Genomic DNA, 18,009 nt, shown 5'->3' with positions numbered 1-18,009 from the left:
GTGCGTGATGGGACATGCAGGGATGGCGGCCACCGTCGTCCGATACCTCAGGTCAGTCGGCTCCCCCACCTCCGCCCCGGCGCAGCGGGAGGCCGAGTCCGTCGACGCCCTGCCGCGTCCCGATCTGCGGGCCGTCGGCGACGACGAGCGCGCGCCGGTCAGTCCCGCCGAATTCCGCGCGGTGCTGGGGAACTTCGCGAGCGGGGTCACGGTCATCACCGCACCCCCCGGCGAGGACGGGGACGGGCCGTCCGGCTTCGCCTGCCAGTCCTTCGCCTCGCTGTCCCTGGACCCTCCCCTGGTCACCTTCATGGTGGCCCGTACGTCCACCACCTGGCCGCGGATCGCCCGAGCCGGGGTGTTCTGCGTCAACATCCTGGGAGCCGAACAGGGCCCACTGTGCCGCTCCTTCGCCGTCAGCGGCGCCGACAAGTTCGCCGGGGTGACCCACACCCCCGCCCCTGTCACCGGCTCCCCGCAGCTCGACGCCGTGCCCGCCTGGATCGACTGCCGGATCCACGCCGTCCACACCGGCGGGGACCACCTCATCGTCGTGGGCCGGGTCGTCGCCATGGGCGCGGCCGGGGAGGGCGATCCGCTCCTCTTCCACAAGGGCCGCTTCGGCCGCCTCGCCGACTGACGGGCCCCCACTCGCCGGCGCCGGAACACCGGCTGCCGGAACGCCGACTGCCGGTCCACCCCCAGGGGCGGGCCGGCAGTCGTGTCGTGCGCCGCGCCCGTCAGAAGGTGAGCACCCCGCGCGCCACCCGCCCGTGGTGGGCGTCGTCGACGGCCTTGGCGAAGTCCTCGACCGGGTACACCTCCGTGACCAGTTCGTCCAGCAGCAGCCGCCCCTGCCGGTAGAGCTCCGCGTACAGCGCGATGTCCCGCTGCGGGCGCGAGGATCCGTACCGGCAGCCCATGATCGTCTTGTCGAGGTACATGGACGACACGAGGAAGGACGCCTCCTCCTTGAAGCCGGGCACGCCCAGCAGGACCGCCTGACCGTGCCGGTCGAGCAGGTCGACGGCCTGGCGGATCAGCCTGACGTCACCCACGCACTCGAAGGCGTGGTCGGCCCCGGTCGGCAGGATCTCGCGCACCGCCGCCGGCGCGTCGGCCACCGCGGACGCGTCGATGAAGTGCGTGGCCCCGAACTGCCGGGCCACCGCCTCCTTCGCCGGGTTCGCGTCCACCGCCACGATCGTCGCGGCCCCGGCGATCCGGGCACCCTGCAGGACGTTCAGCCCGATACCGCCGGTGCCGATGACGACGACCGTCTCGCCGTGGTCCACGCGGGCCCGGTTGAGCACCGCCCCCACCCCCGTCAGGACGCCGCAGCCGATGAGCGCCGCCGACGTCAGCGGGATGTCGGCCGGGATCTTCACCGCCTGCACGGCCCTGACGATCGTCCGCTCCGCGAAGGCCGAGTTCGAGGCGAACTGGAACAGCGGGGCGCCGCCCCGCGAGAACGGCTGCCCCGGCATCCCGATCGCCTTGCGGCACATCGTCGGCCGGCCCCGGTCGCAGTCCGCGCACGCCCCGCAGTTCGCCAGCGTCGACAGCGACACGTGATCGCCGGGCGCCACGTGCGTGACCCCCTCGCCGACGGCCTCCACCACGCCCGCGCCCTCGTGCCCCAGCACCACCGGCGGCGGGAACGGGATCGTCCCGTCCATCACCGACAGGTCGCTGTGGCACAGCCCGGCCGCACCGATCGCGACGAGCACCTGCCCCGGCCCCGGATCCCGGACCTCCAGGTCGTCGACCACCCGGGCCTGCTTGCCGTCGAACACGACGCCCCTCACCTGGACTCCTTAGGCAGGCCGAGCACCCGCTCGGCGATGATGTTGCGCTGGATCTCGTCGGAACCGCCGTAGATCGTGTCGGCGCGGGTGAACAGGAACAGGCGCTGTTCCTCGTCGAGTCCGCGCTCGTACGGGACCCCGGGCGCCCAGGTGCCCGGCCCGGCCGCTGCCGCCGCACCCCGGACCTCCACCGCGAGCTCGCCGAGCCGCCGGTGCCAGCCGCCCCACAGCAGCTTGGCCACGCTCGGCGCGCCCGGATCGCCCTGCGCGCCCAGGGTCCGCAGCGCGTTCCACCTCATGGTCCGCAGCTCGGCCCACTGCCGTACGAGGCGGTCGCGGACCACCGGGTCGGCCGCGCCCGAGGCCGCGTACAGGCCGAGGACCCGCTCCAGCTCCGCCGCGAAACCGATCTGCTGGACCAGGGTGGAGACGCCCCGTTCCAGGGCGAGCAGGCCCATGGCCACCGTCCAGCCGTCGCCCACCGCGCCGACGGCCTCCGCCGCGACCGCCCCGTCGAAGAACACCTCGTTGAACTCCGAGGTCCCGGACATCTGCCGGATCGGCCGGACCTCCACGCGGCCGGGCTGGTCCATCCGCACGAGCAGGAAGGACAGCCCCCGGTGGCGCTCCGATCCCGGCTCGGTGCGGGCCAGGACGAAGCACCAGTCGGCCTCCCGGGCGAGGGAGGTCCAGATCTTCTGCCCGGTGACGCGGAAGAGCCCGTCGGCCGGGTCGCGCACCGCAGCGGTGCGGATGCCCGCGAGGTCGGAGCCGGCGCCCGGCTCGCTGTAGCCCTGGCACCACAGTTCCTCGCCCCGCGCGACGGCGGGCAGGAAACGGCGCTGCTGCTCCTCACTGCCGTAGGCGATCAGGGTGGGCGCGAGGAGGTTCTCCCCGATGTGGCCGACCCGGCCGGGGGCACGCAGCGCCGCGTACTCCTCGGCCCACACCACTTGCCCGGTCAGCGACAGCCGCCGCTGACCGTACGCCCCGTCCGGCGCGTCCCAGCCCTGCCCGATCCAACCGCCGCGGCCCAGCTCCCGCTCCCACTCGCGCCGGGCCTCGACCCCCTGGTGCTCGCTGCCCGGCCCGCCGAGGCCGATGGCGTGCGCGTACGGGCCCACGAGGTGCTCGGCCAGCCACGCCCGGGCGTGACCGCGCAGCTCCTCGTCCTCGGCCCCGAAACCGAAGTCCACGCCGCTCCCCCCGTCAGGCGTTGGGGCGGTCCTTGGCGGCCGCCGCCCTGGCCATGGCCTCCAGCTGCGCCAGCATCGGCATCGGGTCGGTGCCGACCGTCCCGGGGAGGAAGTCGGCGATCTTCTCCGGGGTCCAGGAGCCCTCGGCGTAGCCGGCGCGCAGCTCGCGCGGCTGTGCCCAGACGGCGATCTTCGGGCCGGCGATCGTGTAGACCTGCCCGGTGATCGGCTCGCCGCCGACGGCGACGGCCTTGTCGGAGAGCAGGTAGGTGACCAGTGCCGCGACGTCCTCGGGCTCGCCGATCTCCTTGAGCTCCATGGGGACGTTCGCGGACATGCGGGTACGGGCGACGGGTGCGACGGCGTTGGCGGTGACCCCGTACTTGGCCAGGCCCAGCGCGGCGGAGCGGACGAGGGAGATGATCCCGCCCTTGGCGGCGCTGTAGTTGGCCTGGGCGACCGAGCCCTGGTGGTTGCCGCTGGTGAAGCCGATCAGGGTGCCCGAGCCCTGGCGGCGCATGACGGCGGAGGCGGCGCGGAAGACGGTGAACGTGCCCTTGAGGTGGGTGGCGACCACCGGGTCCCATTCCTCCTCGGACATGTTGAAGAGCATGCGTTCGCGCAGGATGCCGGCGACGCAGACGACGCCGTCGATGCGTCCGTACTGCGTGAGCGCGGTGTCGACGATGCGCCGGCCGCCCGCCATGGTGGAGACGTCGTCGGCGACGGCGACGGCCTCCCCGCCGGCGGCCTGGATCTCCTTCACGACACCGTCGGCGATCTCGCTCGTGGGCTCCGTGCCCTCGATGCCGACGCCGTAGTCGTTGACGACGACCTTGGCGCCCTCGGCCGCCGCGGCCAGTGCCACGGCCCGTCCGATGCCCCGGCCGGCGCCGGTGACGGCGACGACCCTGCCTGCCAAGAAGTTCCCCACGTCCGGCCCCTTCCCGCGATTTCTGACGGACCGTTAGATTCTATGGGTAGTCAGATACGCGCGCACAAGCCCTCGTTGCCGCATTCACGCAAGGAGCCGTCGACGCCCATGACCCTGCCCGCCGAGTTCCACGACATCGCCAAGCGCGTCAACAACTGGGGACGCTGGGGCGCCGACGACGAGACCGGCACCCTCAACCTGATCACCGACGAGGTCGTACGCGGTGCGGCCGCGGAGATCCGCAGCGGCCGCCGCGTCCCCCTCGCCCTGCCCCTGAAGGAGGACGGCGTCCAGGTCGGCATGATCCCCGGCCGGATCAACCCCCTGCACACGATGGTGCAGATCAACCAGGAGCTCTTCGGCCCGGGCACGGTGGCCTGCAGCGACGACGCCGTCAGCATGGGCCTGCAGGCGGGCACCCACTGGGACGCCCTCACCCACGTCTCGCACTCGGGCCGGATCTACAACGGCCGCCCCGCCGGCACCATCACGGCGCACGGCCGGGCCGAGTTCAGCGGCATCGACAAGGCCACCCCCATCGTCTCGCGAGGAGTCCTCCTCGACGTGGCCCGCGCGAAGGGCCTGGACCGCCTGCCGGGGGACCATGCGGTGACCCCGGCGGACCTGGCGGAGGCCGAGGAGTTCGGCCGGGTCACGGTCCGCCCCGGCGACATCGTCCTGGTCCGCACCGGGCAGATCCAGGTCTACCTGGCCGGCGACAGGCACGGCTACGGCTTCCCGTCCCCCGGGCTGTCCGTCCGCACCCCGGAGTGGTTCCACGCCCGGGACGTGGCCGCCGTCGCGAACGACACCCTGACCTTCGAGATCTTCCCGCCGGAGATCGAGAACCTGTGGCTGCCGGTCCACGCCCTGGACCTGGTGGAGATGGGCATGCACCAGGGCCAGAACTGGGACCTCGAAAAACTGTCCACAGCCTGTGCAGAAGAGGGCCGGTACGCCTTCCTCCTGTCCGCCATGCCCGAACCCTTCGTGGGCGGCACCGGCACCCCCGTGGCGCCGGTGGCCGTCCTCTGAGCCGCGCCGGGCTCGTCCACGGCGCGTCCACGCAGGTGGTGCGGGGCCGGGCGCCCCCCGTCCCGCACCGGGTGGAACCATGTTGTGTCCATGACGCGTCACCGTTCTCGCGTCACCCCCCGCTCCTCACCACCCTCACCCGCAGGAGAAGCGCAATGTCCAACCCGTACCAGGCGTCCCCACCCCCGCCCCCGCCGTTCACCCCGGGAACCCCGCAGCGGCGCGGGGGCAACAAGTTCGTCACGTTCCTGGTCCTGGCCCTGGTCGTCGGCGGCGCGTACGGCGCCTCCAAGGTGCTGGGCGCGGACAACAGCAAGTCCTCGACGTCCACGTCCGCCTCCGCGTCGCCGTCCGCCAAGCCCACGGCCAAGGACCCCGGGTCCCCCGAGTCCTCCTCCGACACCTCCAGCGCCTGGAAGGTCGGCGACTGCGGCGGCCCCGACCCCTCCAAGGGCGCCGACGCGTACAAGCGGACGGGCTGCTCCGACTCCGGGGCCAGCTTCAAGGCCATCGACATCAAGGAGGCCAGCATCCTGCCGGGCTCCATCCAGTGCCCGGCGGGCACCGACGTGATGATCGAGGTGAGCATCTCCTACAACGGCGGCAAGTCGAGCGGCATCCCCACCAACACCGTCTGCGGCCGCAACCTGTCCAACGACCACCCCGGCGACGCGGGCGCAGGCGGCGGCCAGCTCGTCAAGGGCGACTGCGTGACCTCCCAGGCCAAGGAGGTCCCCTGCGGCGGCTCGGGCGCACAGAAGGTCCTCGGCCTCGTCAAGACGAAGGAGGAGTGCCCCTCCGGCACCACGGACCCGATCCGTCTGACCATCGCGGTGGGCCGCCCCTACGACGTGATCTGCACCGACGGCTGACCTCCGCCCGGCGCCCGCCGCGGGGCGGAGGGCGCCGCGGTGAGCTGCGGGTGGCGGCGGCGCGCATGCACGCCCCGAGCGCGGCACGGCAGCCGCCACCCCGCGACCCGCACTCGTCAAGGCGTGTCCTTGGCGTCCCCTCGCGTCGAATCGCTCCACACCAGGGTGATCAACAGGTGACGAACCGTCAACACCTCTTTAGAGGTACACGCGCGGTTCCCGCACCGAAGTGTGAACTTCGGACCGGCGGCACGGGGCCGCCTCGACCGGGGCTGCACTCGTCGTGGCGCCGCTCGTCGCGGCGTCCGACTCCGCCTTCCGTCCGCGGTCGATCTCGCACCAGATCCGCTTGCCCGCGCCCTCGCGCTGCCAGCCCCACCGGTCCGCCAGACCGTCCACCAGCTCCAGGCCGCGCCCGCCGGTGTCCTCCCCGCAGGCCTGACGGCGGGCCGGCGCCCGGTCGCTCGCGTCGGCCACCTCGACCCGCACCCCCGGCCCCCCGAACAGCATCCGCAGCACGGCCGGACAGCCCGTGTGCACGACCGCGTTCGTCACCAGCTCGGAGATCAGCAGGATCAGCGTCTCGGCGAGCGGCTCGTCATCCCCTATGCCGGACCCCGCCAGCCGGGACCGCGCCCACCGGCGCGCCCTGCCGACCTCGGCCGGATCCGCGCCTACCTCCAGCTGAACCTGAAGCACCTGCACCGCTCACACCATCCGAACCGGCGGACACTTCGCCTCGCGACGGGGCGGGATCACCAACCGTGACCCCCTTGCGTAGCAGCATGGTTGACATACAGTCACCACAACAAGCGCTTCGGGCATATTCCCGCGCGAAGGAGTAGGCGTGGTGCATACTGTGCGACGCTCACGCCGCTCAACCACTCGCATTCGTCGGAGCGTACCGGAGCAGGCCCCCGACTCCGGGCCGTAATCGGCGGGCGAAGGACACAAACCGATATCAACTCTCTGTAATCGGACATGCGTCCCGCGTCGTTGCTCCCGTACCCCGTTTTCGGTACCCACCACGCCCGCCCGTCACACGGAGCCACTACGACGAACCCGGCTACGCCGCCGAGTGCAGCAGCTCCGCCGCCAGCAGCTCCTCCGCCTCCGCCGCCGTCCGCCACTGCTCGGCCCGCACCCAGGCCCGCTTCAGGTGCAGGTGCACGTCCGCCTCCCACGTGAAGCCCATCCCCCCGTACACCTGCAGACAGTCCCGGGCGCCCAGCACGGCGGCCTCGTCCGCCAGCAGCTTCGCCGCCGCCACCTCCCCCGGCTCACCCGTCACCGCCGCCGCGTACACCGCCGTACGGGCCACCTCCGCCCGCACCAGCATCTGCGCGCACAGGTGCTTGACCGCCTGGAACGCCCCGATCGGCTGCCCGAACTGCTCGCGCTCGCCCGCGTACCGCACCGCCAGCTCCACCGTCCGCAGCGCGCTCCCGACCTGGAGCGCGGCCGTCAGCAGCGCCCCCTCCGACACGTACGCGGACCCGTACGCGGCCCCGTACGCGGACCCGCCCCCGGGCGCGGCGGCGACGCCCCGCCGCCGGACCCGGTGCAGCGGGGTCAGCGGATCCGCCGCACGCACCGGCTCGCCGTCCGGCAGACCGTCCTCGCCCAGCACCGCGTCGGCCTCCCCCAGGTACGCCACCAGGTCCCCGCCCAGGTCGAAGGCGGTCACCACCGCCGTCCCCGCCGCCGCCCCCGGCACCACTCCGGCGGCGAGGTGCGTCGCCACCAGCGGCCCGGGAACCAGGGCCCGCCCGGCCTCCTCGAAGACCAGCACCGCCTCCGCCAGGCCCAGCCCCACGCCGCCCTCGGACTCCGGGAGCCGCAGCGCGAAGAAGCCCGCCGCGCCCAGCTCCCGCCACAGCCCGCGGTCCACGGCCGTGCCCGAGTCCACCGAAGCGCGCAGCGCCTCCCGCCCGTACCGGCCCTCCAGCAGGTCCCGTACGCCCGCCCGCAGGTCCCGCTGGTCCTCCGTCGGCTGGAAGTCCATCCCGCTCACCGGCCCTTCGGGAGGCCGAGGATCCGCTCGGCGACGATGTTCCGCTGGATCTGCGACGTGCCCGCCGCGATCGTGTACGAGAGGGACGAGAGCCGGTCCAGGGTCCACGCCTCGTCCAGCGAGAGCGACGCAGCCCCCAGGACCTCGGCCGCCACGTCGTACAGCTCCTGGCGGGCGTGCGAGTAGGCGAGCTTGAAGACCGATCCTCCGGTGCCGGGCACCCCGCCGGAGCGCTCCGACTCGCTGACGTTCCACTGGGTCAGCCGCCACAGCGCGCCGAACTCCCCGGACAGCCGCCCCAGCCGGCGCCGCAGCACCGGGTCGTCCCAGCGGCCGTTCGCCTTCGCCGTACGGGCCAGCTCGCCCAGGGTCCGGCGGCACGCGACGACCTCGCCGACGAAGGCGGTGCCCCGCTCGAAGGACAGCGTGACCATGGTGACCCGCCAGCCGTCGTTCTCCGCGCCCACCCGGTTGGCGACCGGGACCCGCACCTCGTCGAGGAACACCTCGGCGAACTCCGTCGACCCGGCCAGCGTGCGCAGCGGCCGCACCGTCACCCCGGGCGCGTCCATCGGCATGGCCAGCCAGGAGATCCCGCGGTGCTTGGGGGCCCCGGGATCCGTGCGCACGAGCAGCTCGCACCAGTCGGCGACCTCCGCGTGCGAGGTCCAGATCTTCGACCCGGTGATCACGTAGTCGTCGCCGTCACGGACCGCGCGCGTGCGCAGGGAGGCCAGGTCGGAGCCCGCGTCCGGCTCGCTGAAGCCCTGGCACCACACCTCGTCGCCGCGCAGTACCGGCGGCAGCCAGCGCGCCCGCTGCGCGGCCGTGCCCTCGGCGGCGATCGTCGGGCCGGCGTGCAGCAGCCCGACGAAGTTCGCGCCCACGTACGGGGCCCCGGCGCGCTCCGTCTCCTCCAGGAAGATCAGGTGCTGGGTGGGGGTGGCTCCGCGGCCACCCGCGTCCACCGGCCAGTGCAGGCCCGCGTACCCGGCCTCGTACAGCCGGCGCTGCCAGCCCAGGTCGTAGGCGCGCCGGCCCGGCCAGTCGTCGGGGGACGGCCGGGCGGGCAGCTCGGGGAGGGTCTTGGCGAGCCAGTCGCGCAGCCGCGCCCGGAAGTCCCGCTCCTCCTCGCTGTACGTCAGGTCCATCAGCGGCTCTTGTCCTCGGCCAGGCGCTTGTCCTCGGCCAGGCGCTTGCCCTCGGCCCGGTGCTTGTCCAGGTCCAGACCGAGCATGCGGATGGCGTTGCCGCGCATCAGCTTGTAGACGGTCTCCTCGTCCAGACCCTGCACGTGGTCGAGGGCGACCTCCTTGGTGTGCGGGAAGGTCGAGTCCACGTGCGGGTAGTCGGTCTCGAAGGTCGCGTTGTCGCGGCCGACGACGTCGAGCGAGGCGATCCCGTGCTTGTCGCGGAAGAAGCAGCAGAACATCTGCCGGTAGTAGTACGTCGACGGCGGCTCGGGGATCAGGTCGCGCACCCCGCCCCAGGCCCGGTGCTCCTCCCACACGTCGTCCGCGCGCTCCAGGGCGTACGGGATCCAGCCCATCTGGCCCTCGCTGTAAGCCAGTTTGAGCATCGGGAACTTCACCAGCACGCCGCTGAAGAGGAAGTCCATCATCGAGGCCATCGCGTTGTTGAAGCTGAGCGACGCCTGGACGGCCGGCGGCGCGTCCGGAGAGGCCGCGGGCATCTGGGAGCTGGACCCGATGTGCATGTTGACCACCGTGCCGGTCTCCTGGCAGACGGCGAAGAAGGGGTCCCAGTAGCCGGAGTGGATCGACGGCAGCCCCAGGTGGGTCGGAATCTCGGAGAAGGTCACGGCGCGCACCCCGCGGGCCGCGTTGCGCCGGATCTCGGCCACCGCCAGGTCGATGTCCCACAGCGGGATGATGCACAGCGGGATCAGCCGGCCGCCGCTGTCACCGCACCATTCCTCGACCATCCAGTCGTTGTAGGCGCGTACGCAGGCGAGGGCCACCTCCTTGTCGTGCGCCTCGGCGAAGGTCTGCCCGCAGAAGCGCGGGAAGGTCGGGAAGCACAGGGAGGCCTCGACGTGGTTGAGGTCCATGTCGGCGAGGCGCGCCTTGGGGTCCCAGCACCCCTGGCGCATCTCCTCACGGGTGATCCCCTCCAGCGTCATGTCGTCGCGGTCGAAGCCGACGGCGGCGATGTTGCGCTTGTACGGGAACTTCAGGTCCTCGTAGATCCACCAGTCGGTCGGCGGGCCGTCCGGGTCCATGGTGATCACGTACTTGCCACCCGTGTACTGCAGCTCGCCGATGCCGGCCGTGAGCGCCTTGGGGCCGCGGTCGCGGTACTTGGCGGGCAGCCAGACGTCGAACAGGTGCGCGGGCTCGATCACATGGTCGTCGACGCTGATGATCCGAGGCAGTTCCATGGGCTCCCCAATCCGGTGCCAATCCGTGCCGATCTGATGGATCGTCAGAAACAAGCTAGCCCCGCCACCCCTGGACCGACAAGCGCCGGCGCTCTACGCTCTGCGCTTGATCTGACGTAGCGTCAGTTAATCGGCCAAGGGGAGGTCTGGGATGACGGACACCGCGACCGCGACAGAACTGAGCCGCTCCCGCACCCTGTGGGAACTCCTCACCCGCCGGGCCGCGCTCACCCCGGACACCACCGTCCTGATCGAAGCCGCCGAAGACCCCGCCGCCGACCGGCACCTCACCTTCGGCGAACTGCGCGACCGCGCCGAACGCGTCGCCGCAGGCCTCCACGACAGGGGCGTACGCCCCGGCACCGTCGTCGCCTGGCAGCTCCCCACCCGCATCGAGACCGTGCTGCTCACCTTCGCCCTCGCCCGGATCGGAGCCGTCCAGACCCCCGTCATCCCCTTCTACCGGGACCGCGAGGTCGGCTTCGCGCTCCGCGAGGCCAAGGCCGACTTCTTCGCGGTCCCGGGCGTGTGGCGGGGCCACGACTACCCCGCCATGGCCCGCAGGCTCGGCGCCCGCGGCGTCTTCGAGGCCTACGACTCCCTCCCGGACGGCGACCCGGCCGTACTGCCCCCGCCGCCCGCCTCCGGAACCGACGTCCGCTGGATCTACTGGACCTCCGGCACCACCTCCGACCCCAAGGGCGTCCTGCACACCGACCGCTCCCTCATCGCCGGCGGCTCCTGCCTCGCGCACGCCCTGCGCCTGACCCCGTCCGACGTCGGCTCGATGGCCTTCCCCTACGCGCACATAGCCGGACCGGACTACACGGTGATGCTGCTGCTCTACGGCTTCCCCGCGGTCCTCTTCGAGAAGTTCGCGATGCCGGACGCCCTCGACGGCTACCGCCGCCACGGCGTCACCGTCGCCGGCGGATCGACCGCCTTCTACTCCATGTTCCTCACGGAACAGCGCAAGGCCCCGGACACCCCCCTCATCCCCACCCTCCGCCTCCTCGCGGGCGGCGGAGCCCCCAAACCCCCGGAGATCTACCACGCGGTGGTCCGCGAACTCGGCTGCCAGCTCACCCACGGCTACGGCATGACCGAAGTACCCATGATCACCATGGGTGCCCCGGACGACACCGCGGAGAACCTCGCCACCACCGAGGGCCGCCCCCCGCAGGGCATGTCCATCCGCATCACCACCCCCGACGGCACCCCCCTGCCCCCGCACACGGACGGGGAGGTCCGCCTGCGCGGCGAGGCGGTCTGCCAGGGCTACCTGGGCCGCGACCCGTCCGCCGAGGTCTTCGACGCCGACGGCTACCTGATCACGGGCGACCTGGGCCACCTCACCCCCGACGGCTACCTGGTCCTGACCGGCCGCAGCAAGGACGTCATCATCCGCAAGGGCGAGAACATCTCCGCCAAGGAGATCGAGGACCTCCTCCACCGCCTCCCGGGCGTCGCGGACGTCGCCGTCATCGGCCTCCCCGACCAGACCCGCGGCGAACGCGTCTGCGCGGTCGTCGAGCAGCCCCCGGGAGCCGCCCCCCTCACCCTCCCCCAGCTCACGGCCCACCTCCGCGCGGAAGGCCTGGCCACCCACAAACTCCCCGAACAACTGGAACTCCTGGACGCCCTCCCCCGCAACGAAGCCCTGCGCAAGGTCCTCAAGTACAAACTCCGCGAGCGCTACGCATGACGGGGACGGGGGCGGTACGAGCACCCAAGCCCGGGCGGGAGCGGGGGCGTGCGCGCCCCGCCCCCGGCCGTGCGTGCCCCGCCCCCGGCCGGCGGCCGTGCCCCGCCTAGAGGCGGCTCAGGGAGGCCGCCGCGAAGAGGACGTCGCGGATCGCCTCGCGGTCGCCGTGTTGGCCCGCCGCCACGTCCTCCGGCGAGATGTGTCCGGCGGCCAGCTGGCAGAACTCGATGCCGTCCAGGGCTATCTCCGCCACCGTGCGGTCCGGCGACGGCTTCGCCCCCGGCGAGTCCAGCGCGATGTCCCAGCCACCGCCGCCCGCGCCCTCGATCTCCAGGTGCAGGGTCCGCCCGGGTGCTCCCGCCGCGACCAGGCTCCGCGGCGGGGCCGCCAGGCCCGCGCGGCGGCGTTGCGCCAGCGCGCCCGGCAGCAGCCGCGCCGCCAGGTCGATCATCCGGTGCAGGTGCGGTCCGGACGGCGGCTCGTACGGATAGTCCACCGCGTCCGCGATGTCCCACGCGTGCACCCAGCACTCGAAGGCCCGCTCCAGGAAGGCGTCACCGAGCGGCAGCGCGAAAGCGCCGTAGTCCACGGCGAGTTCGGCGACGCCCCGGCCCGCGAAGGACACCGTACGGACCAGGGTGTGGCCCTGTTCCCGCCACGGCTCGCGCACCTGGCGCGTCGTCGGATTCGCCGACGCGCCCCAGAAGTACTCCGTCCGTACGGTCGGACCGCCCGGCGGCGCGTCCGCCCCGAGCGGATCGTCCAGCCCGAGCGCGGTGGCGATCAGCCCGTCGACCGTCATGAGGTGCCCGATCACTCCCGCCACGGTGGTCCGATGGGACCGGCGCCGTTCCTCCTCGAACCACTTCAGGCGGACGGGGGTGTGCCACTCGGAGTCGCCGAAGTCCTGCAGCAGGGCGTCGAGCCGCGCGGTCTCGGTGTCGTACGGACTCGCCCACACCGGAACCGGGATGCGGGCCGGGCGCTTGCCCAGGCAGTCCTCCAGGACCCGCGAGCGCAGCAGCGGCTTGAGGTCGAGGCTCTCCTCGGGGTGCAGCAGTCCGACGGCGTCGCGCAGCCGCAGCGCCTCCTCGGCGCACGGTGCGCACTCGGTGAGGTGGTCCTCCACCGCCCGGGTCTCCTCGGCGGAACACGCGGCCAGCGCCCACGCGCCGAGCAGGGACTTCAGCACGGCGTGCGAGGGCGGTGGGGCAGGTTCCGGCGGCAACGGCAGCGGCCTCGGCGCGTGCCCCGGGTCGAGGTCGTCGGCGGCCCCGCGCGGGCCCGGTATCCGCGCCCGGCCGCCGGGACGCTCGTATCCGTCGTCGGGCGACTGGGCGGGGCCGTTCATCGGGGTGTTCCGTATTCGCGCGGGCCGTATCCGGGCTGGGCGGTGTCCTCCTGCGGGAGGGCGTTGGCGGTCGACAGCAGCTGGAGCCCGAGCCGCAGCCTGCGACGCGCCTCGTCCTCGCTGATCTGGAGGTCGGCGGCCGCCTGCCGGTAGTCGCGCCGCTTGAAGTACGCGAGTTCCAGCGCGGCCCGCAGCGGCGCGGGCATGGAGGTGACGATGTAGTCCGCGCGGGCGGCGGCGTTGGCGCTGCGCACCTTCTGCTCCAGCTCCTCGCGGGAGCCCCGGCCCAGTTCGGCCTGGCGCAGCCGGGCCACCGCCTGCCCCTGGGTGATCCGGGCCACCCAGGAACGCATGGAGCCCTGCTTGGGGTCGTAGGCGTCCGGGTTCTCCCAGATGTAGCCGAAGACCTCGCGGGTGATCCGGTCCGCCGCCTTCTCGTCGCCCAGCACGCGGTGCGCCAGGCTGTGCACGAGCGAGGCGAAGCGGTCGTAGAGCTCACCGAGCGCGGCGGCCTCGCCGCGGGCGAGGCGCTGCTGCATGCGGCGGTCCCACCGCGGTGGTACGTCCTTCGGCATAAGTGCCCCCAGCCGTGTGTCGACGCATCGAATGTAGTGGGCACATGGCGGATCGCGCCTGTTTTGGACGAAGCTCCCTTCGGAAGTGGGCCCTGCGTGATAGGGGCGTCGCAGGGCGTGAACGGTGGTGCGGTCGAGGGCACATGGGTACACGCGTACGCGCCCCGCCGCGCTCCCCGTGCGCGGGTTCGATGCGGCCGCCTGCTTGACCGCTTCGCTTAACGTGCAGGCCACATAGGCCTTACGCTCCTGCCTTGTCTTGATCTGAACCCCACGCACACGTGAAGGTGGAACGCCGCATATGGACAGCGCAGAATACGAGCGCAAGATCGCCGCCCGATTCGCCACCTTCGACCAGGACGGGTCCGGCTTCATCGACCGGGAGGACTTCAGCGCGGCTGCGAAGGCCGTCCTGGCCGAATTCGGTACCGCAGCACGGTCGGAGAAGGGCCAGGCCGTCTTCGGCGGCGCCGAGGCGTTCTGGCAGGGAATGGCCGGGATCGCGGACGTCGACGGGGACCAGCGGGTGTCCCGCGAGGAGTTCATCACCGGGGCGGCCAAGCGGCTGCGGGACAACCCGCAGCGGTTCGCGGAGATCGCGCGGCCGTTCCTGCGCGCCGTGATCGCGGTGGCGGACGAGGACGGCCTCGGCGCGACGCCGCCGGCCGCGGCCCGGGTGCTGCGCGTCCTCGGCACGGCGCCGGAGCTCGCCGAGCAGGTGGCGGTCTCCCTCGACGCCGACGGCGACGGCCGCATCTCGGAGGACGAGATCCTGGCGGCTTTCGCGGCGTACTGCGGCGTGGAGGCACCGGACGCGTAACGCCTGCGGCGTGCTCGCACGATCCGGGGTGCCGCCCCGGAGCCCCGCGCAGCGGTGACGGGCGGGCGCGGCCGGGCGGACGCGGCAGCGAGCGAGGTTCGGGGATCCGGGGGCGGCGCCCCCGGCGCCCGGCCACGCCCTGTCCTGCCGGGCGGACGGGCAGCCTGCCGGGCGGAAGCCCCGCCGCGGGAACGGCCCCCGCCACGCACCGCAGGCGCCGCACGCACCGCACCCCAGGCACCGCACCTCGGGCCACCGCCGACCGGGCACGCCCGACCGACGCACGCCCGACCTGCGCACGCCCGACGCCCGCACGCCGCCCTGGGGCCGTACGAGCAAAGCCCGCACGTGGCCGGCTCTACGACCAGGGGAACGGGCCCCGCGGCCGCGGGTCCGCCGCCCCCGTGCCCCGCCCCCGGACGGCCGGGGTCCGTACGGTCAGAGTCCGGGGGTCAGGCGAAGACCACCGTGCGGGAGCCGTTCAGCAGGACGCGGTGCTCGCTGTGCCACTTCACCGCGCGGGCGAGCGCCTGGCACTCGACGTCGCGCCCGACGGCCACCAGCTGGTCCGGGGTGACCTCGTGGCCCACCCGCTCGACCTCCTGCTCGATGATCGGCCCCTCGTCGAGGTCCGCCGTCACGTAGTGCGCGGTCGCGCCGATCAGCTTCACACCGCGCGCGTGCGCCTGGTGGTACGGCTTCGCGCCCTTGAAGCTCGGCAGGAACGAGTGGTGGATGTTGATGATCCGCCCGCTCAGCTCCTTGCACAGGTTGTCCGACAGCACCTGCATGTACCGGGCCAGCACCACCAGCTCGACGTTCTCGGCCCGTACGAGTTCCAGCAGCTGCGCCTCGGCCTGGGCCTTCGTGTCCTTCGTCACCGGGATGTGCACGAACGGCACGTCGTACGAGGCGACCAGCTCGGCGAAGTCGGTGTGGTTGGAGACCACGGCCGCGATCTCGACCGGCAGCGCCCCGATCCGCGACCGGAACAGCAGGTCGTTGAGGCAGTGCCCGAACTTGGACACCATCAGGATGATCCGCATGCGCTCCTCGGAGCGGTGGATCTCCCAGTCCATCTTGAAGGACTCGCCGATGGCGGCGAAGCTCGCCCGCAGCTTCTCCACCGTCACGGCAGGCTCGGCCTCGAAGTGCACCCGCATGAAGAAGAGCCCGGTCTCCCGGTCTCCGAACTGCTGGCTGTCCACGATGTTGCAGCCGGTCATGAAGAGGTAGCTCGACACGGCGTGCACGATGCCCTGCTTGTCGGGGCAGGACACGGTCAGAACGTACTGGGGCTGCTGCTGGGCCTGGGCCTCGTTGTGCGGGTCGCTCATGACCGCACAGCCTTTCACACCGCGCGGGTGAGGATCTTCAACACTTCCAGCGAGGTGGGCCGTACGTCCGGGTCGTCCCCGTCGGCCTGCGCGAGCCGTACGTGCGCCTCGCGCGCGGCACGGACCGCCTCGGGCCACGCGTGGTGCTCCAGGTAGACGGAGACGGGGGCGTCGGGGCCGACCTGGTGGAGGATCCGGAGCACGCGCAGCACGGCGAGGTCGACGAGGGCCGCCTCCTGCGAGTCGCGGAAGATCGTGCCGACGTACTTCTCCGCCGACCAGCTGTCGAGCCAGGTGTCCTCGACGAGCCGGTACACGGCGTCGGTGACGTCGCCGTACCCTTCGTCGCCGGCCAGCCAGGTGTCCTCGTGGAAGGCCGGATCGGAAAGCATGTGCAGCGCCGAGCGCACGTTGCTGCGCCAGCGCCACCACGGCATGTCGTTCAGGGGCATGCCGCCCATGGTGGAGGAGCGGCCGCCGCGTTTGGAAGAGTTCTTCGAACCTTGGGCGAATGTCACGCTTTCGATCGTACGTTCCTGTTGAGTGCGATCTTGAAGCGCCCGCAAGGGACTGCGCCCCCGCAATTCACCTCGACGTCACCCGATGTTGCGTCCATCTCACTCGACAGTTATTCGTGGGGCGGAATGGTGCATGGACATGACCATCTCGCGACGCGCAGCATCGCTCTCCCGCACCTTCGTGGCCACGGCGATGGGTGCGAGCCTCGTGGCCGGATGCGGGGCGATCCCCGGAAGCTCCGGGGCCTCCGGGGGCCCGGGAGCGACCATCACCGTCATGACCTTCGCCCCTGAGGGGACCAAGGCCACGAACATGCCGGGCATGACCGGAATGGCCAAGGCGTACGAGCGCTGGGTGAACGCCAAGGGCGGCCTCAACGGCCACAAACTCCGCGTATTGACCTGCAACGAGAAGAACACCCCCAGCGGCGCCGCCGACTGCGCCCGCAAGGCCGTCGCGGAGAAGGCCGTCGCCGTCGTCGGTTCCTACAGTCAGCACGGACGCGCTTTCATGGCCCCGCTGGAGGCGGAGGGCATCCCCTTCATCGGCGGCTACGGAGTCTCCTCCGAGGAGTTCCAGTCCCCGCTTTCCTACCCGGTCAACGGCGGCCAGTCCGTCCTCATCGCCGGAGCCGGCCACCAGCTGGGACGCGTCTGCGACCAGGTGGCCCTCGTCCGCCCCGACACCATCACGGGCGACGCGCTGCCGGTCCTGCTCAACGCGGGGCTGCGGGCGAACAAGATGGCCGACGCGGCCGACATCCGGGCGGCGGAGGACTCCGCCGACTTCAAACCGCAGGCCACCGAGGCCCTCGCGCACACCACCGGCAAGGAGAAGGAGGGCAAGGAGAAGGAGAAGGGCTGCGTCACCGCGGTCCTCGGCGAGCGCACCGAGACGTTCTTCGACGCCTTCCGCCGCACCGAGCCCCAGCGCAAGAAGCCGCAGATCTCGTCCGTGCTGGGCAGTGTCAGCCAGTCCCTGGTGGACCGCACGGGCGGCCGGGAGAGCCCCTTCGAGGGCGCGTACCTCACGAGCTGGTACCCGGTGTCCTCCGATCCCGTCTGGGAGCCGATGCGCAGGGTCGTCGCCGAGTTCGCCTTCGGCGACGACACCGTCGACCCCGACGACACCGGGGCGCAGACCACCTGGATCGCGTACACGGTGCTGAGCGAGATCGTGAAGCGCTTCGGGAAGGGCGAGGGTGTGGACGCCCGCAAGGTCAAGCGGTCGCTGAACGAGGCCCAGCCGGTCAGGACCGGCGGCCTCACTCCGGACCTGAGCTGGCGCTACCAGGACATGCGCGCCGTCGCCGGCTTCCCCCGCATCGTCAACGGGCGGGTCACCTTCCAGATCGTGCAGTCCGGGCGGCTCGTGGCGCAGCCCGGCGAGCAGAGCCTGGACATGACCCCGACGCTGGAACAGGCCCCTCGCACGGCCTGACG

The 18,009-nt window shown here is 72.3% G+C and carries 17 protein-coding genes; 6 read left to right on the top strand and 11 right to left on the bottom strand.

Annotated features, from left to right (window positions below; translation table 11 throughout):
* Positions 1 to 22: 22 nt before the first annotated feature.
* Positions 23 to 640 (top strand): flavin reductase family protein, encoded by a 618-nt coding sequence (locus IH80_RS0130350; protein WP_030964757.1) that lies wholly within the window; start codon positions 23 to 25, stop codon positions 638 to 640.
* 100 nt (positions 641 to 740) lie between these two features.
* On the opposite strand, the gene IH80_RS0130345 is transcribed toward IH80_RS0130350, so the two are convergent.
* Genes IH80_RS0130345 through IH80_RS0130335 form a run of 3 tightly spaced genes read right to left on the bottom strand, consistent with a single transcriptional unit; the run spans position 741 to position 3,938 of the window.
* A complete protein-coding gene (locus IH80_RS0130345) occupies positions 741 to 1,808 on the bottom strand; it encodes a Zn-dependent alcohol dehydrogenase (RefSeq protein ID WP_030964756.1) in 1,068 nt (355 codons plus the stop codon).
* The gene (locus IH80_RS0130340; protein ID WP_030964754.1) at positions 1,805 to 3,004 is read right to left on the bottom strand and encodes an acyl-CoA dehydrogenase family protein; all 1,200 of its coding nucleotides are present in this window, start codon (positions 3,002 to 3,004) and stop codon (positions 1,805 to 1,807) included. The genes IH80_RS0130345 and IH80_RS0130340 overlap by 4 nt, the downstream gene beginning before the upstream one ends.
* A gap of 13 nt (positions 3,005 to 3,017) precedes the next feature.
* Entirely contained in the window at positions 3,018 to 3,938 is a 921-nt protein-coding gene (locus tag IH80_RS0130335; protein WP_030964753.1) for an SDR family oxidoreductase, read from the bottom strand.
* 108 nt (positions 3,939 to 4,046) lie between these two features.
* On the opposite strand from IH80_RS0130335, the gene IH80_RS0130330 reads away from it, so the two are divergent.
* A complete protein-coding gene (locus tag IH80_RS0130330; protein WP_030964752.1) occupies positions 4,047 to 4,973 on the top strand; it encodes a cyclase family protein in 927 nt (308 codons plus the stop codon).
* A gap of 155 nt (positions 4,974 to 5,128) precedes the next feature.
* Positions 5,129 to 5,845 (top strand): hypothetical protein, encoded by a 717-nt coding sequence (locus tag IH80_RS0130320; RefSeq protein ID WP_051810133.1) that lies wholly within the window; start codon positions 5,129 to 5,131, stop codon positions 5,843 to 5,845.
* A gap of 198 nt (positions 5,846 to 6,043) precedes the next feature.
* On the opposite strand, the gene IH80_RS0130315 is transcribed toward IH80_RS0130320, so the two are convergent.
* From IH80_RS0130315 to IH80_RS0130300, 4 genes are all read right to left on the bottom strand, one after another.
* Positions 6,044 to 6,550 (bottom strand): ATP-binding protein, encoded by a 507-nt coding sequence (locus IH80_RS0130315; RefSeq protein ID WP_030964749.1) that lies wholly within the window; start codon positions 6,548 to 6,550, stop codon positions 6,044 to 6,046.
* Between the two features lie 361 nt (positions 6,551 to 6,911).
* Positions 6,912 to 7,850, bottom strand: coding sequence for an acyl-CoA dehydrogenase family protein (locus tag IH80_RS0130310; RefSeq protein WP_030964748.1), 939 nt, complete (start codon positions 7,848 to 7,850; stop codon positions 6,912 to 6,914).
* Positions 7,851 to 7,855: 5 nt separating this feature from the next.
* Complete coding sequence (locus tag IH80_RS0130305) at positions 7,856 to 9,010, bottom strand: acyl-CoA dehydrogenase (protein WP_030964746.1); 1,155 nt, start codon at positions 9,008 to 9,010, stop codon at positions 7,856 to 7,858.
* Positions 9,010 to 10,260: an amidohydrolase family protein gene (locus IH80_RS0130300; RefSeq protein WP_051810132.1), complete on the bottom strand. Its 1,251-nt coding sequence runs from the start codon at positions 10,258 to 10,260 to the stop codon at positions 9,010 to 9,012. The genes IH80_RS0130305 and IH80_RS0130300 overlap by 1 nt, the downstream gene beginning before the upstream one ends.
* A gap of 151 nt (positions 10,261 to 10,411) precedes the next feature.
* Here IH80_RS0130300 and IH80_RS0130295 point away from each other — a divergent pair, with 151 nt between their 5' ends.
* Positions 10,412 to 11,965 carry an AMP-binding protein gene (locus IH80_RS0130295; RefSeq protein WP_030964744.1) on the top strand — a complete coding sequence of 518 codons (1,554 nt, stop codon included), beginning with the start codon at positions 10,412 to 10,414 and terminating at the stop codon, positions 11,963 to 11,965.
* A 106-nt stretch (positions 11,966 to 12,071) separates the two neighbouring features.
* Here IH80_RS0130295 and IH80_RS0130290 read toward each other — a convergent pair whose 3' ends face one another.
* Both IH80_RS0130290 and IH80_RS0130285 read right to left on the bottom strand, forming a co-directional pair.
* Entirely contained in the window at positions 12,072 to 13,316 is a 1,245-nt protein-coding gene (locus IH80_RS0130290) for a maleylpyruvate isomerase N-terminal domain-containing protein (RefSeq protein ID WP_030964743.1), read from the bottom strand.
* Positions 13,313 to 13,891: a sigma-70 family RNA polymerase sigma factor gene (locus IH80_RS0130285; RefSeq protein ID WP_030964741.1), complete on the bottom strand. Its 579-nt coding sequence runs from the start codon at positions 13,889 to 13,891 to the stop codon at positions 13,313 to 13,315. Before IH80_RS0130285 ends, IH80_RS0130290 begins: the two co-directional genes overlap by 4 nt.
* A 301-nt stretch (positions 13,892 to 14,192) precedes the next feature.
* Here IH80_RS0130285 and IH80_RS0130280 point away from each other — a divergent pair, with 301 nt between their 5' ends.
* Positions 14,193 to 14,711, top strand: coding sequence for an EF-hand domain-containing protein (locus IH80_RS0130280; protein WP_030964740.1), 519 nt, complete (start codon positions 14,193 to 14,195; stop codon positions 14,709 to 14,711).
* A gap of 452 nt (positions 14,712 to 15,163) precedes the next feature.
* Here the strand turns inward: IH80_RS0130280 and purU are convergent, their stop codons facing one another.
* Both purU and IH80_RS0130270 read right to left on the bottom strand, forming a co-directional pair.
* Complete coding sequence (gene purU, locus IH80_RS0130275; RefSeq protein WP_030964739.1) at positions 15,164 to 16,048, bottom strand: formyltetrahydrofolate deformylase; 885 nt, start codon at positions 16,046 to 16,048, stop codon at positions 15,164 to 15,166.
* 14 nt (positions 16,049 to 16,062) lie between these two features.
* Positions 16,063 to 16,509, bottom strand: a complete 447-nt coding sequence (locus IH80_RS0130270; RefSeq protein WP_030902465.1) for an SCO4402 family protein — start codon at positions 16,507 to 16,509, stop codon at positions 16,063 to 16,065.
* A 196-nt stretch (positions 16,510 to 16,705) separates the two neighbouring features.
* Between IH80_RS0130270 and IH80_RS0130265 the strand changes: the two genes are divergently transcribed.
* Positions 16,706 to 18,007: an ABC transporter substrate-binding protein gene (locus IH80_RS0130265; RefSeq protein ID WP_030964738.1), complete on the top strand. Its 1,302-nt coding sequence runs from the start codon at positions 16,706 to 16,708 to the stop codon at positions 18,005 to 18,007.
* The last annotated feature ends 2 nt before the right edge of the window (positions 18,008 to 18,009 follow it).

The organism is Streptomyces sp. NRRL S-378 (genome assembly GCF_000720645.1).
Lineage (GTDB): Bacteria > Actinomycetota > Actinomycetes > Streptomycetales > Streptomycetaceae > Streptomyces.
This window is presented reverse-complemented; position numbering and strand designations above follow the sequence as displayed.